This window comes from Pedobacter sp. CG_S7, assembly GCF_040544395.1.
Lineage (GTDB): Bacteria > Bacteroidota > Bacteroidia > Sphingobacteriales > Sphingobacteriaceae > Pedobacter.
The window spans coordinates 137,611-152,770 of sequence record NZ_JBEONS010000001.1 but is presented as its reverse complement, the minus strand read 5'-3'; the positions used below and the strand labels follow the sequence as shown (position 1 = coordinate 152,770).

Annotated in this window: 12 protein-coding genes; 3 read left to right on the top strand and 9 right to left on the bottom strand. The window is 38.6% G+C overall.

The window, feature by feature from the left end; translation table 11 throughout:
* Positions 1–87 precede the first annotated feature (87 nt).
* From cysM to truA, 4 genes are read right to left on the bottom strand one after another with little or no spacing between them, the layout of a single operon-like run.
* Positions 88–960 carry a cysteine synthase CysM gene (gene cysM, locus AAKU52_RS00735; protein WP_354329163.1) on the bottom strand — a complete coding sequence of 291 codons (873 nt, stop codon included), beginning with the start codon at positions 958–960 and terminating at the stop codon, positions 88–90.
* Positions 961–1,773 (bottom strand): serine O-acetyltransferase EpsC, encoded by an 813-nt coding sequence (gene epsC, locus AAKU52_RS00730; protein WP_354329625.1) that lies wholly within the window; start codon positions 1,771–1,773, stop codon positions 961–963. It lies immediately after the preceding gene.
* 16 nt (positions 1,774–1,789) lie between these two features.
* On the bottom strand, positions 1,790–3,562 hold the full coding sequence (locus tag AAKU52_RS00725) for an ABC transporter ATP-binding protein (RefSeq protein ID WP_354329161.1): 1,773 nt from the start codon (positions 3,560–3,562) through the stop codon (positions 1,790–1,792).
* A gap of 2 nt (positions 3,563–3,564) precedes the next feature.
* Positions 3,565–4,311, bottom strand: a complete 747-nt coding sequence (gene truA / locus AAKU52_RS00720) for a tRNA pseudouridine(38-40) synthase TruA (RefSeq protein ID WP_502931008.1) — start codon at positions 4,309–4,311, stop codon at positions 3,565–3,567.
* Between the two features lie 99 nt (positions 4,312–4,410).
* Here truA and AAKU52_RS00715 point away from each other — a divergent pair, with 99 nt between their 5' ends.
* Positions 4,411–4,869 (top strand): DUF4293 domain-containing protein, encoded by a 459-nt coding sequence (locus AAKU52_RS00715; protein ID WP_354329156.1) that lies wholly within the window; start codon positions 4,411–4,413, stop codon positions 4,867–4,869.
* An 89-nt stretch (positions 4,870–4,958) separates the two neighbouring features.
* Positions 4,959–6,845 (top strand): DEAD/DEAH box helicase, encoded by a 1,887-nt coding sequence (locus AAKU52_RS00710; protein ID WP_354329154.1) that lies wholly within the window; start codon positions 4,959–4,961, stop codon positions 6,843–6,845.
* A gap of 82 nt (positions 6,846–6,927) precedes the next feature.
* Here the strand turns inward: AAKU52_RS00710 and AAKU52_RS00705 are convergent, their stop codons facing one another.
* The 5 genes from AAKU52_RS00705 to AAKU52_RS00685 all read right to left on the bottom strand — a co-directional run bounded on the left by AAKU52_RS00705 (position 6,928) and on the right by AAKU52_RS00685 (position 14,287).
* Entirely contained in the window at positions 6,928–9,705 is a 2,778-nt protein-coding gene (locus AAKU52_RS00705; RefSeq protein WP_354329152.1) for a TonB-dependent receptor, read from the bottom strand.
* Positions 9,706–10,025: 320 nt separating this feature from the next.
* The gene (locus AAKU52_RS00700; RefSeq protein WP_354329150.1) at positions 10,026–10,346 is read right to left on the bottom strand and encodes a hypothetical protein; all 321 of its coding nucleotides are present in this window, start codon (positions 10,344–10,346) and stop codon (positions 10,026–10,028) included.
* Between the two features lie 99 nt (positions 10,347–10,445).
* Positions 10,446–11,444, bottom strand: a complete 999-nt coding sequence (locus AAKU52_RS00695; RefSeq protein WP_354329148.1) for an NAD(P)H-dependent glycerol-3-phosphate dehydrogenase — start codon at positions 11,442–11,444, stop codon at positions 10,446–10,448.
* 74 nt (positions 11,445–11,518) lie between these two features.
* Complete coding sequence (locus AAKU52_RS00690) at positions 11,519–12,877, bottom strand: efflux RND transporter periplasmic adaptor subunit (protein ID WP_354329146.1); 1,359 nt, start codon at positions 12,875–12,877, stop codon at positions 11,519–11,521.
* A gap of 39 nt (positions 12,878–12,916) precedes the next feature.
* On the bottom strand, positions 12,917–14,287 hold the full coding sequence (locus AAKU52_RS00685; RefSeq protein WP_354329144.1) for a TolC family protein: 1,371 nt from the start codon (positions 14,285–14,287) through the stop codon (positions 12,917–12,919).
* An 85-nt stretch (positions 14,288–14,372) separates the two neighbouring features.
* On the opposite strand from AAKU52_RS00685, the gene AAKU52_RS00680 reads away from it, so the two are divergent.
* Complete coding sequence (locus tag AAKU52_RS00680) at positions 14,373–14,990, top strand: polysaccharide deacetylase family protein (RefSeq protein WP_354329142.1); 618 nt, start codon at positions 14,373–14,375, stop codon at positions 14,988–14,990.
* The last annotated feature ends 170 nt before the right edge of the window (positions 14,991–15,160 follow it).

Below are 15,160 nucleotides of genomic sequence, written 5' to 3'. Positions count from 1 at the left end.
TATTTTTTCTTGCAAATCTAAACTAATTGGAATGGAATGTCAAATGAAATCCTCAACTGATGTTGCCATCAGCAAAAAAACAAAAGACTACCCAAATAAATCGCTGCTTAAATAACGATCTCCGCGATCGCAGGCAATAAAAACAATTACCCCCGACTCCATTTCCTTAGCCAATTTAATTGCTGCAAAAAGTGCTCCTCCGCTACTCATCCCAGCAAAGATTCCTTCTACTTTAGCAAGCTGACGTGTCATTTCGGTGGCATCCTGATCTGAAACATCGATAATCCGGTCAACTCTTGAAGCATCGAATATTTCAGGTAAATAAGCTGCTGGCCAGCGCCTAATGCCAGGAATAGAAGAACCTTCTGTTGGCTGACAGCCGACAATCTGTATGTTAGGATTTTGTTCTTTTAAAAACATAGAATTGCCCATAATACTACCCGTAGTACCCATGGCACTTACAAAATGAGTAATCTTCTTTTCGGTGGCAGACCATATTTCAGGACCAGTTGTTTTATAATGGGCAAGGTAATTATCAGGGTTTGAAAACTGATTCAATAAAAAATATCCTTTTTTACTACCTTTTTCTACCGCATAATCTCTACAAGTTTCAATAGAATCCAGCAGGGTAACCTGAGCACCATAAGCCTCCATGGTTAACTTACGCTCTCTTGTTGAATTGGAGGGCATAACCAATTCTATTTCCATACCATATAACCGGGCAATCATGGCCAGGGCAATACCTGTATTTCCACTAGTGGCTTCTATCAAACGAGTATCCTTATTGATATCTCCCCTATCTATTGCACTTCGGATCATGTTTAACGCAGCCCGGTCTTTTACACTACCACCAGGATTACTACCTTCGAGTTTTGCATACAACTTAACCTGCGGATTTGGATTCAATTTCTGAATCTCCACCAGCGGTGTATTTCCTATAAAGTCTATAATATTTGCCATTTAACTTTTACTTTTCCTGTTAACAACTTCAACCGCAGCTTTATGGTAAACCACAGAGCTTTCGGCCACACTTTTAGTCAGCCAAACATTACCACCAATTACACTATTCTTCCCTATAATCGTATCCCCACCCAAAATAGTAGCTCCGGAATAAATAATGACTCCATCCTCAATAGTAGGATGTCTTTTCGTGTCAACCATCGTTTTATCAACACTCAAAGCACCCAGGGTTACGCCTTGATATAATTTCACATAATTCCCTATAATGGATGTTTCCCCTATAACAACTCCGGTACCATGATCAATATATAAATGTGTGCCAATAATAGCTCCGGGATGAATATCAATACCGGTCTTGGAGTGAGCATACTCAGTTAAAATCCTCGGAATTAAAGGCACCTCAGCGACCCATAAAGCATGTGCAATCCGGTAAAAACAAATCGCATAAAAACCCGGATAGGCCCTTATGATTTCAAATTCACTTTTCGCGGCAGGATCGCCTTCCAGGATGGCACTGATATCTGTATTAAGAGCAGCAAAAATTACAGGTATATTTTCAAAAAAAGTCCTTGATACCAAATGATTATTGCAGTCACGACAAGCCGTAGTTGCATTCAAAATGGAAGTTAATGTTATCTCTAGTTTAATAAATTCATCCTGAATTTCTTTCACCGAAGAATGATGCTGCGCTAAACGTTCAGGGTACATTAAATCCATCAGTTTTAAAGCCCAATGTGCAATCACCTTATTTGAAGGAACCGCTTCAATTCCTTGTTGCTTATGTAATATTTGAAGGTAAAAATCTTCGTTAATCATGATCAATACGGGTTTATGTACTGGCAATGCCTACAGTATTAAACTGCAGATCGTATAATTTTTTATAATAGCCATCAATTTTAAGTAATTCCTGATGGGTGCCTTTCTCTTTAATTTCACCTTTATCCAAAACGATAATCTGATCCGCTTTTTGTATGGTAGATAAGCGGTGGGCAATAACAATCGCTGTACGTCCTTTCATTAAATTATCTATTGCAAGTTGAATCAGCATTTCCGTTTCGGTATCTACTGAAGAAGTTGCCTCATCCAATACTAAAATAGATGGGTTATAAACCAAAGCCCTGATGAAAGAAATCAGCTGCGCTTGTCCGGCTGAAAGGGTAGAACCTCTTTCCATCACATTATAATGATAACCTCCGGGCAGGCGCTCAATAAAATCATGGGCACCGACTTTTTTAGCCGCATCTACCACCTCTTCCATTGTAATAGAGGGGTTATTCAAGGTAATGTTATGAAATATGCTATCTGAAAACAAGAAAACATCCTGCAAAACTGTTGCAATATTTTTGCGGAGATAACCCAGTTCATAGTGCTGAATGGCAACACCATCCACTTTTATTTCTCCTTTTTGAATTTCATAGAATCGGTTAAGGATATTAATGGTAGAAGACTTACCTGCTCCTGTGGCGCCAACAAGGGCTACGGTATGACCAGCCTGAACTTCAAAAGAAATATCCTTCAACACGTAGTTTTCGTCATTATAAGCAAACCAAACCTTATCGAAAGAAATTGCCCCATGCATTTTCTGCGGCACATAAGTCCCTTCATTTACGGTAATCTCATTATTGTCTAAAACTTTAAATACCCGTTCTGCACCTACCATACCCATTTGAAGGGTATTAAATTTATCTGCGAGCTCGCGGATAGGCCGGAAAAGCATACTGATATACATCAGGAATTCGGCAATAGTACCCGGGGTTACATCTAGTGGTTTGGCTAAAATACTCTTTGCACCATACCAAACTAATAAACCCATAGACATGGCTGAGATAATTTCCACCACGGGGAAAAATATAGAATAGTACCAGTTAGAACGAATATTCGCATCACGATAGCGGGAATTGATGTTATGGAATTTCCTGTATTCTTGAGATTCGCGGGCGAAATACTGAATAATAGCAATGCCGGTAATGTGCTCCTGTAAAAAAGTATTCAGGTTAGAAACCTCCGTACGCACCTGCTGAAATACCGATTTAATTGATTTTTGAAAGATAGAAGTAGCCAAAACCAAAAGCGGCATAGGCAGCAGCACCACCAGTGTAAGCTCCCAATCGGTATAAAACATGACTGCAAGGATGGCAGCCACCTGTAAAACATCACCTATAATAACAATTAAACCTTCAGAAAAGATATCAGAGATAGTTTCCAGATCAGACACTGTACGGGTAATGAGCTGACCAATAGGTGTTTTATCAAAGTACTTTAACCTAAGTTTAGTAATGTGGTTAAAAACATTGATCCTCAAATCACGAATTGCTGATTGGCCAAGGGTATTGGTAAGTAAAGTATGGCTGTATTGTACTAGACTCTGCACAACGAGCAAAAGCAGCATAATCAAGGTCAGCATTACTAAACCACTGTATTGGCCTTTCAAAATATAATTATCAAGGGTATATTTAATTAACAGCGGACGCAAAGGAGCTAAAACAGCTAATAAAATAGTCAGGATTACAGACCAGATAAAGATGCCCCGATAAGGTTTTACATATTGAAAAACCCTTTTCAGCAAGCCCACATTAAAAACATCTCCGGCGATTTTAGACATATTTATTTTATAAAAGGATAATCAACAGCCACTAAAAACAAGCCACAGGCAGGCGCAGACTCACCAGCTTTACTACGGTCCTTACTCTCCATAATTTGTATCAGATCATTAAGATCCACCTCTTCTTTACCCACTTTGATGAGGGTACCCACAATAGCCCTTACCATATTCCTTAGGAAGCGGTCGGCTCTGATCGTAAAAACCAGCCCATCCTCTACCATCTCAAAAGAAGCAGCTGCAATTTTACAATTATTAGTAAAAGTTTGTGTATTCGATTTACTGAAGCAAGAAAAGTCAGTGTAGGTAGTCATCAACTGCGCGGCCGCATTCATGGCAGCCACATTCAATGCGCCTTTATACAACCAGGACCTGTTGAGTTTAAATGGATCCTTGTTAAAATGAATATAATATTTATAGGCTCTTGACACGGCCCCAAAACGTGCATGGGCATCATCCCCCACTTTAAACATACGTTTAACTGCAATGTCATAAGGCAAGAGAGAATTAATGCCAGTAATTTTACCGTCCACTGGCTTTTGATCAGGGAGCATCAGATCAAAATGAGCATAAAATTGTGTCGCATGCACACCCGCATCAGTTCTGCCACAACCCAGCGTAATTACGGGCTGCCTGAAATAAATCGTGAGTGCCTTGTCCAGGCATTCCTGTACAGTTAGCGCATTAGGCTGTATCTGCCAGCCGTGATAAGGCGTGCCGTTGTAAATTAGTTCGATAAAAAAACGCTGCATATTCAATATTACAAAGTTAATCTTTCTTGCTGCACTTCTCACAATTGTCGTTGCTTAGTGTGCACCTTTTAATATATTTGCTAAAATAAACCGACAGATATGATACAAAGAGTACAATCCATTTGGCTTTTCTTAGCGAGCTTAACTTTGTTTATGTTATTACTGGTACCCATTATCACCAAGTTATTTAATGGAACAGAGTATTGGATATTAGTAAGCGGATTGTATGAAAAAGCGACTACAGGCACCATCAAGGTAGAAGGCTTTTTAGCGATGTTCATCAGCACGATCATTATTGCTTTGATAGCCTTTGCAAATATATTTAACTTTAAAAATAGAAGTTTGCAGAAGCAGGTTTGTAATGTGGTTATCATATTAACAGCAGGTTTAAGTTTTTGGATTAGTCAGATGGTACAAAGAATTCCCGGGGGACTAGAAGGTGCGGGTTACAATGCAGGCGCTTTATTACCATTACTGGCAATTATTTTCTGTTTTTTAGCCATGCGAGGCATCAGAAAAGACGAACAATTGATTAAATCTGCAGACCGTTTACGCTAAGTGCTTGAAAATCTGTAGTGTTTTATTTTACGAATTAACAAAAGAATACAACTATTTAATGATACCTTTGCGGCTTAATTAAATAATACATGACAAACCCATTTAAATTATTGGGGATAAGTGATGACGTTGTTAATGCTGTAAAGGATTTAGGTTTCGAAAATCCCACACCTATTCAGGAACAAAGTATTCCTGTACTGTTAGAGGGCGTTAATGATTTTGTTGGTTTGGCCCAAACAGGTACAGGAAAAACAGCCGCATTCGGCTTGCCGCTGTTAGAATTAGTAGACTTTAAAAGCAATAAGCCTCAGGCGTTGATTTTATGCCCTACGAGAGAGCTTTGCCTACAGATTACGAGCGACATCAAGAATTTCTCAAAAAACATCTCCGGTGCTAGTGTTGTTGCCGTTTACGGTGGTGCAAACATTATGCAGCAATTACGTGAGATCAGAATCGGTGTACAAATTGTAGTGGCTACACCGGGCCGTATGTTAGACATTATTGGCCGTAAGGCTATAGATTTCTCAAATGTGAAATTTGTAGTTTTAGACGAGGCTGACGAAATGTTGAACATGGGTTTCCAAGAAGACATTAACGATATTTTATCTACTACACCAGATGATAAAAAAACTTGGTTATTCTCTGCAACTATGCCTCCCGAGGTTAGAAGAATAGCTAAGAACTACATGGACAACCCTATTGAGTTGACTATGGGTACCAAAAATGCAGGAAACGTTAATATTGAGCACGAATATTACATCGTTAAAGCGAGAGATAAATATGCTGCACTTAAACGTATTGTAGATTTTAACCCTGAAATTTTTGCTGTTGTATTTTGTAAAACCAAAATGGACACGCAGGATGTTGCTGAGCACTTAATCAAAGATGGTTACAATGCCGATGCATTACATGGTGATCTTTCTCAACAACAACGTGATAAAGTGATGCAACGTTTCCGCGACAAACACATGCAATTATTAATTGCTACCGATGTTGCTGCTCGTGGTATTGACGTTAATAGCATTACACACGTGATCAACTATTCCTTACCTGATGAAATTGAAAGTTATACCCACCGTTCTGGCCGTACTGGTCGTGCAGGTAAAACAGGCATTTCAATCTGTATCATCAACGCTAAGGAAACAGGTAAAATTCGTCAGATTGAAAGAATCATTGGAAAGCAGTTTACTAAAGCTGAATTACCTACTGGTTTTGATGTTTGCGAAAAACAATTGTTCTCTTTAGTTCATAAAGTAAACAACGTTGAAGTTAACGAAGCACAAATCGAACAATATATCCCAAGGATTATGGACGAGTTTGCTGAATTATCGAAAGAAGAAGTTATCAAGCGTTTCGCATCTTTAGAGTTTAACCGCTTTTTAGAGTATTACAAAAACGCTCCTGATTTAAATGCATCTTCGGATGATCGTGGCGAACGCGGAGAGCGTAGTGAACGTGGTGAGCGTGGATCTAGAAATAGTGAAGGTTACACTCGTTTGTTTATCAACTTAGGTTCGGTAGATGAATTTACCAGAGGCGATTTATTATCTTTTGTATGTAACAACGGTAAGATTAGCGGAAAAAGCATTGGTAAGATTGATCTTAAAGGTGTTTATTCGTTCTTCGAAGTGGAAGATGCAAGTGTTGATTCCTTATTTGGTAATTTCAAAGACATCCAGTTTAACAACCGCGGCGTAAGGATTGAAAAATCTGGCGATGCAGCTGAAAGCAGAAGTGGTGGCGGCGGCGATAGAAAACGCAGTTACAGCGGTGGCGGCGGCGGCGAGAGAAAAAGCTATGGTGGCGGTGGTCGTCGCGATGGCGGAAGCTTTGGCGGCAGACGTGAAGGTGGAAACAGTGGCGGTGGATTCAAAGATTTCTCTGGTAGAAGTCGTGAAGACAGAGGTGCTGGTGCAGGTGCTGGAAGACGTGAAGGCGGAAGCAGTGCTGGTGGCGACAGAAGACGCAGGTCTTAATTAACCCCAAGCCTTAATATATTTAAAGCCCCGGAAATTCCGGGGCTTTTTTGTTTTACAGCTATTTCAGTTCCTTCCTCTTTTAAAAATTCAACGCTAAGCGGGTAAATACATAACGGCCAAGGAAACCAAATTGCGGGGCTTGGTTTGGATACAAAATTCCTGAAGTACCCTGGCTGCCTAACAACAGTTGTGCAGGATAAACATCAAATATATTGTTAGCACCTAAAGTAATTTTCAAGCTTTTGGTTAAGTTATACCCAACACCTAAATCAGTAATTACCCTTCCGGTAAGTTCCTGCTCGTTGGCAACAACATTTGTTGGTTGAGAAACTTTACCGAAATACACATTACGCAAAAACATATTCCAATCCTTTACGGAATAATCAAGCGTCAAATTAGCTTTTAAGCGTGGCGTAACCCTCTCAATCAAGATACGGCTGGCATTATCAAGGTAAATATTTTCCTTACCAACCAGCAATGGAGAGGCATGTATGTCGTTAATGATTTCCGTTTTAGTAACCGTACCTGCTAAATCTGCACGCAAAACCCCTAAACCTAAAGGAGTTGAATAAGTAACCACGGCATCAATTCCTTTAGTCCTGGTGTCTATTGCATTAGCAAAAAAACGAGCTGTTGTTGCATTAGCCTGGCGCAACAAATTATAAATCTCTTTATCCTGTGGACTAGCAGTTGCGGCATTACTACCACTAAACTGGCCTGTATAAATAACCCGGTTTTTAATTTCAATCAAATAACCATCCACAGTAAATTTAAATTTACCGATATTAGAAGTAAATCCAAGACTGTAGCTGGTGGAAGTTTCTTCTTTTAATTTGGGGATACCTAACAATTGAGCTACACGACTATCGTTAGAAAAAGTTCCGGATTCAACAAAAGCACCATCAATAAACACCGTTGAAGTAGCATTAAAGTACCTCTGGTGCAATGATGGAGCACGGAAACCCGTGCTAAAAGCACCGCGGAGCAAGAACATATCAGAAAATTTGTATCTGGATGCAATTTTTCCATTGACTGTAGAGCCAAAATCAGAATAATTTTCAAACCTTAAAGCTCCATCTACCAAGAATTTCTCTGTAAAATTCAACTCCACATCGGCATATGCCGCAATAGAATTACGGGAAGCATTGGTCAGGTTATCTTTACTGATACCCGGAAAGCCTTGGGCACCCCCAGAAAAAGCCGCTCCATTAGGCGCAAAACGTGTAGGCACATTTCCTTTTGGGTCAGGAATTAAAATCGGTTTACCCGTGGCATCCGTGCCAACGTTAAGAGCATTACCATAATTTACATAAGAAGCCTCCTCACCCGGATTGATTTGATAGTGCTCTATCCGGTTTTCTAAACCGAAAGCGACGTTCAGGCCGCTAAGTGTATTTTCAAAGAAGCGGGAAAAATCAAGGTTGGTTGTGTTTTGCGCAAAATCATAACCACCAGACTCAAAAGACGTTGGAGAAGCAGCAAGCATAGATGCATTTACAGAATTTATCGTTTGAAGTTCGACCACATTGCGACCAAAACTATTGCTAAAATCAGTTTTCCACTGCCCCAGTTTACCTCTAATACCTAAAGCAAAAGACTGATCCAGGTTATTGGTTACAATTTGAGGTAAAAATCCATTAGGATAAATAGTGGCCACATTTTGCGTTAGTTGTCTGGGTGTACGATAGAAGGCTGTAGAAGTACCATTTCTATAATTCAAGCCTCCGAAAGCATAGATTTCAGCCTCATGTGCCACAGGAATAACGGAATTGAAGAACATTGTGCCTCCACGGTTTCTGCTCTGGCCAATATTTGGCACAAAATCTTCCCTGCTTTGTCCTCGTAAAGCAAGTTCAGCATTGGTGATATCCACCCCTTTAGGGGTTGGATATAAGGTAGGGTTATTATAATCGGTATAAATTACGCCACGATAAGGCGTTGTTCGGGAAGCAAAATTTCGGTAGTCAAATGAGCCAGATAAATTTAGAAAGCCGCCCTTTTCTGTTAATGCAACACCATAATTTACATTGGCTTGCACGGTCTCGCCATCTAAACCATCAGCATGTTTACCTGTAAAACCACCGGTTGTTACACTTGAAGTTAACTGATTTACATTATCATTTAAAATAATATTGATGACACCAGCGATGGCATCAGAGCCATATTGAGCTGCAGCACCATCACGTAATATTTCCACTCTCTTAATTGCCGAAGTTGGAATAGCATTTAAATCCGTTCCAACAGAACCCTTACCTAAACTACCATTAATGTTAATCACGGAAGTTGTATGTCTTCTTTTCCCGTTTACCAATACCAAAACCTGGTCTGGTCCTAAGCCACGTAAAGAAGCGGGGTCAATATGATCGGTAGCATCAGTCAAACTCAATACGTTTGAAGTAAAAGAAGGGGCCACAAAATTAAGGATTTGGTTAAGAGAAATTTGTGGTGCACTTTGCGTTAATCTTTTTATATCAACAACATCTACAGGCACAGGCGTATCTAAATAAGAACGAGGAGCACTTCTGGAACCCAAAACTACTACATCACTTAACAACGTAGCATCAGCAGAAAGAATAAATTCAAGCTCTTTAATTTCATCCGCAGCCACTGTTACAGTCTTTTGAAGGGATTGATAACCAATATAACTCACCGAAATCTGATAAGTTCCTGGAGCAGTTAACCGTAATTCAAACCGCCCGTTAGCATCTGTTCCAACCCTTTGTTTTTGTCCGGCTACAGAAACTGTAGCCCCAATAATGGTCTGCCCGGTATCTTTAACCACTCCTCTTATGGTTTGGGCTTCGAGCTGAAAAGCCAGTCCGGTTAAAATAAAGATAAGTGCGTAAATTTTTTTCATAAAAATGATTAATTAGTGTGCTCAAATATATTTTATATATTCCATTAAAACTATAGGCTTTATATTTTAATTAAATGAAGGGTGAAGCCACACATATTTTTCATCAGCATGCTGCCAGGATATTGGCCTATCTCTGGCAGGTCCTTTGCAGGTCATTTAGACCTACCAACGACCTACCAACGACCTACTAAGGACCTATCAAAGACCTTACAATTTTCACTTAATTATCACGATAAGACAGGGCAATCCACAGCAAAAAAAAGAGACTGTTTCATTAAAAAAATGATACAGTCTCTTTTCTACAATATTGCAAGCTGAATTTAATATGTTTTCGCTGGCCTAGTTCTAATTTCAGAAGCTTTAAGATAAATCCTTGCCCCGCGTTTATTGATATAGTACTTACGATTTTTATTGTTGATGTAAACATCAGTACCATCGGGGGCCATTTTACCTTTCCAAACCTTATCTACAACTTTAGAAGTACCCTTTACAGCCACTTCAGCGGTTTTGTTCCCCACTTTAGTGGCCGTTTTATCAATCTTTTGACCAACAGTTTGCTTTTTCTCCTGAGCAGTGGCAGCTAAGGTAAAGGTGCTTAACAAGCCAAATACTAATGCGTGAATTAAAAATTTTGTTTTCATTATAAACGTTTTTTCAATATAACAGGATCAAAAAACGTTTTGTTTTAAATTTAACATTTTGTTTTTGAAGCGCTTGGATGGAGGAGAAATGAATAAAAATTAATTCAGCTGTTCTGTTAGTAGCCTCATTTCAATTTGCGGCGAATGTTTTTCGTACAAAACGGCATAAACGGCCCTGCTAATAGGCATGTGCACTTTATACTTTTTATTGATTACATGCATACAGCTTGCGGCATAATAACCTTCGGCTATCATGTTCATTTCCAATTGCGCAGATTTTACGGTATAGCCTTTTCCAATCATATTCCCAAAAGTACGGTTCCTGCTAAACTGAGAGTAGGCGGTTACCAATAGATCGCCCAAATAGGCTGATTCCATGATATCTCTTGAAATTGGATGTACAGCATTTACAAATTGGTTAATCTCTCTGATGGCATTAGAAATGAGCACTGCCTGAAAATTATCACCATAACCTACCCCATGGCATATACCACTGGCAACGGCATAAATATTTTTGAGTACAGCTGCATATTCCGTTCCGAAGATGTCATCAGAAATATTGGTTTTAATATAACGGGTATTCAATAACCCAGCGAAGTTATGCGCATTTTCTGTATCAACACCTGCTATAGTGAGGTAGGAAAGTTTCTCCAGGGCCACTTCCTCTGCATGACAAGGGCCACTGATCACCAAAATATCTTTAACAGGTATTTGATATTTTTCCTGCATAAATTCACCTATTATTTGGTTTTCATCCGGTACGATACCTTTAATAGCCGAAACAATCTTTTTACCCTGCAAATCCGCAGCGGTAACATCCTTCAGCGTTTCCTTCAAAAATGCCGCAGGCACATTCAAAATAATATAATCTGCAGCCTGAATAATCATTTTTATATCAGCAGAAATATGACCTGATGGCAAATGAATTTCTACGGCACTTAAATAATTCGGATTGTGATGATAAGCCTCAATATGATCAATAGCTGTTGTATTTCGCATCCACCAATACAGCGTTTTTTCTGTAAGATTATCAGATAACATTTTTATAATGGCAGTAGCCCAACTACCCCCACCTATCATTGCAATTTTTGGCACCATATCCTATAAATAAAAATCCCGGCTTAATGTTTTAAACCGGGACAATTTACTGAATTTATTACTGATGACAGGTCTTACTTCTTTGCCGGATCAGCAAAGAGCTTATCCTTAGTGGTTTTTTCTACTTTCATACCTTCTTTCAGACGGTTTTGTATGGCCGCATAAGGACCAGTTACGATTTCAGTACCTGCTTTAAGACCCGATTTAATGATGATATACATGTCATTTTGGATACCAGTAGTAACTTCCACTTTTTTTACTGTACCATTATTATATGCATATACATATTGCTTCACTGTTTTATCAGTTAATTTACTTTTCTGTTTTTCCTGATCAGCATCGTTACCTGTTTTTTCTTTCGAGTCTGTAGCTTTACCTTTTTCGCCGGTAAATACAGATTGAATTGGTATGGACAACCCTTTTAACATGTCACTTTCAATATCTACACTGGCCGAAAGACCAGGTCTAAATGGCGAAGGAAGATCCTTAGCGCCACCTTTAATATTACTGTAAGAATCTGCAATGATGCGGACTTTAACCAGGAAGTTGGTCACCTGATCTACAGAAGAAGCCGCCGAAGTACCTACATCTTTAGAAGAACTGGCAATTTCAGTCACCACACCCTTAAATTTTTTATCACCAAATGCATCCACTTCAATCACAGCGCTATCACCCACGTTAACGCGGTTAATGTCATTTTCATTTACATCAACATTAACTTCCATGGTGGTAAGGTTAGAAATACGCATAATTTCTGTACCCGCCATTTGCGTGGTGCCTAAAATACGGTCGCCCAACTCAATAGACAATTTAGAAATCACCCCATCCACAGGAGCAGAGATCGTCGTTTTAGCCAAATTGGCGGCCGATTCTCTCACATTTGCACCACTTTGCTCTAAACTGTATCTGGAGCCCGTTACATTAGCTCTTAAACGTGCTATATCAGCCTGTGCAGCGAAATATTCTGCTTTAGCTGCATCAAATTCAGACGCAGAAATCACTTTTTTCTTAAAAAGTTCTTCGCTTCTTTTGTAAGCACTTTCTGTATTTTTAAAAGTTGCCATGGCTTGTTTCAACTGTTGCTCTGAAGCTAATAAAACTGCTTTCTGTGTATTATTAGAAGCAACGGCTCTTTCATAACCAGAGAGCAAAACATCAGGTCTAACTTTACACAAGACTTGGCCTTTTTTAACCACATCACCTTCTTTAACTAACAATTGAACAACCTCTCCCGAAACTTCAGAACTCAGTTTAACCTCAGTTTCTGGTTGTACTTTACCACTTGCGGTTATGGTTTCAACTACTTTTCTTTCTGCAGCTTTTTCTATCGTTACTTTTTCAGTTTTATCTCCACCGATAACCCCTGTATATACCAAAACTGCCAATATTGCTATAAGCACGCCTACGGTTATAATAATGTGTTTAAGTTTCATTTGTTCTTGTTGTTTATTGTCTGTTTAAGCTGAAGTCTATTAAAAAGTAATTTGTTTGCCAAGGTAGTAATCTATAACTTTTGATCTGAAAAGCAGGTCATATTTCGCTTGTATAAAATCAATTTCTGCTTTATTGCGGTTGGTTATAGAAGTATTATAATCCAGAGAATTTACTAAACCTACATTGTAACGCTGATCAATTACATTAAAAGCATCCTTTTGCGCATTATATGTATTCTGAGTAGAAACATAGCGGCTTTCAGCGGCTTTTAAATCTGCTACTGCCTGAGCAATAATTTTACTTAAGTTATTTTTAGCCAATTGTTCCTGAATCTGGTAACCCTGGTAATTAATCTTGGCACGCTTAACATTAGATTTGGCAGAAAGACCATTAAAAATTGGTATTTGCAAACTTAGGCCGATATATTGGTTAAAGCGATCCTTAACTTGAGTTGTAAAGTTATCCTGGTTAAAATCGCTATTAAAAGTATAAGAGTAAGAAGAACGTAAACCTGCATCTAAAGAAATTTTAGGGTAATATGAACCTTTAGCAATAGCTATTCCTTTTTCAGCAGCCTGGCTATTTAAAGCAGCCAGTTTAATATCAGGTTGAGTTTTTAATGCAATGTCATAAACATCATTAACTTTGTAATTGGTTTGAGCAATTTCGATTTCTGCTATAGTTGGTGCCACTACCTTAAACGCATTCATATCAGCACCCATCTCCATTAATTGAGATAAAGTAAGGTAAGAAATGGTGAGTGAATTTTGTGCATTGGTTACATTTAATTCAGCAGTTGCCACCTGGGCCTTTGCCTGAGAAATATCTGCCATGGTCTTGTTCCCAACATCCATTAAAGCATTTTCCCTTTTAAGCGTCTGCTCTGCCACTAACAATTGCTCCTTTGATGCTTTTAACAAGTCTTCATTATATACTACCTGCATATAAGATACGACCACATCCAGGGTCAGGTCATTTTTTATCTTGTTCAGGTTACTGTTATCTGCTTCTAAAAGAATCTTATTTTGACGGATTTGGTTTACTTTAGTGAAACCTCCAAATAAATCTACCGAAGTACCTATACTTCCACTAGACTGGAATAATTTCTGATTAACAATTTGAAATGAAGTCTGATCTAACCCACGCCCAAAACTAATGTTATTAGATGCACTTGCATTTAAATCAGGAAGGAGCGCTGCCTTAGACTGGCGCAAATTCACATCAGAGGTTGCAACATTTAAAAACCCCTGTTTAATATTCAGGTTATTCTTCAGCATCCTGTCTATCGCCTGTGGCAAGGTAATAGCCTCTTGTGCATTGACTTCGATAGGAAAGGTCAGAACAATAACGCTCAGAAAAAAAATGCGGGTTATATTTGGCAATAAAAGCTTATAAGTAAAGTTCTTCATAAATTTAATTTCACAATATTATAGTAAACAACTATTTCCTTTTGTAATTTTTAAAGTTCAAGCCGGCAATTTTATATCTTTGGACATGTACCTGGTTAAATCACCTTTATTATTAAAATGGTATTACCCATCATTAGTCTGGAACAAAACCCGCACAGACAAAGTCATTTATTTAACCTTTGACGACGGTCCTATACCTGATGTTACAGACTTTGTTCTAAAAACTTTAAATAGTTTTAATGCAAAGGCAACTTTCTTCTGCATAGGTGATAATATCATTAAGTATCCAGCAGTTTTTGACCGGGTTGTAGCCTCCGGACATCAGCTTGGCAACCACACCTTTAACCACTTAAAAGGCTGGAAAACGACTGATGAAACTTATGTCCGCAATGTGCAAAAATGCCAGTCATTAACCCAGTCCCACTTGTTTCGTCCGCCATATGGCCGCATTAAAAAATCGCAGATCAGCCGCATTAAAGTTGCTTATCCGGAGATACAAATCATCATGTGGGATGTGCTTAGCGGCGATTTTGATGTATCGCTTGCGCCAGAAAAATGTTTCAAAAATGTGATTAAACATACCAGGAATGGATCTATTATAGTTTTTCATGACAGTATTAAAGCGTTTGAAAGATTGCGTTATACCCTACCCAAAGTTTTGAGCTATTTTCAGGAACATGGTTATTCTTTCGCTACGTTATAGGGCACTGTGCAGCAAACCATGGTCATTACTAAGTTAAAGTTAGTACAAAAAACTATTATACAGCTGGTTAAATAAAAAACTTAATTTGATCATGTTCGTTTATGTAAAGTAGCGTAAACTAACGAACATGATCATTTTACTATTTAGATCATTTATAAATAATACAATGA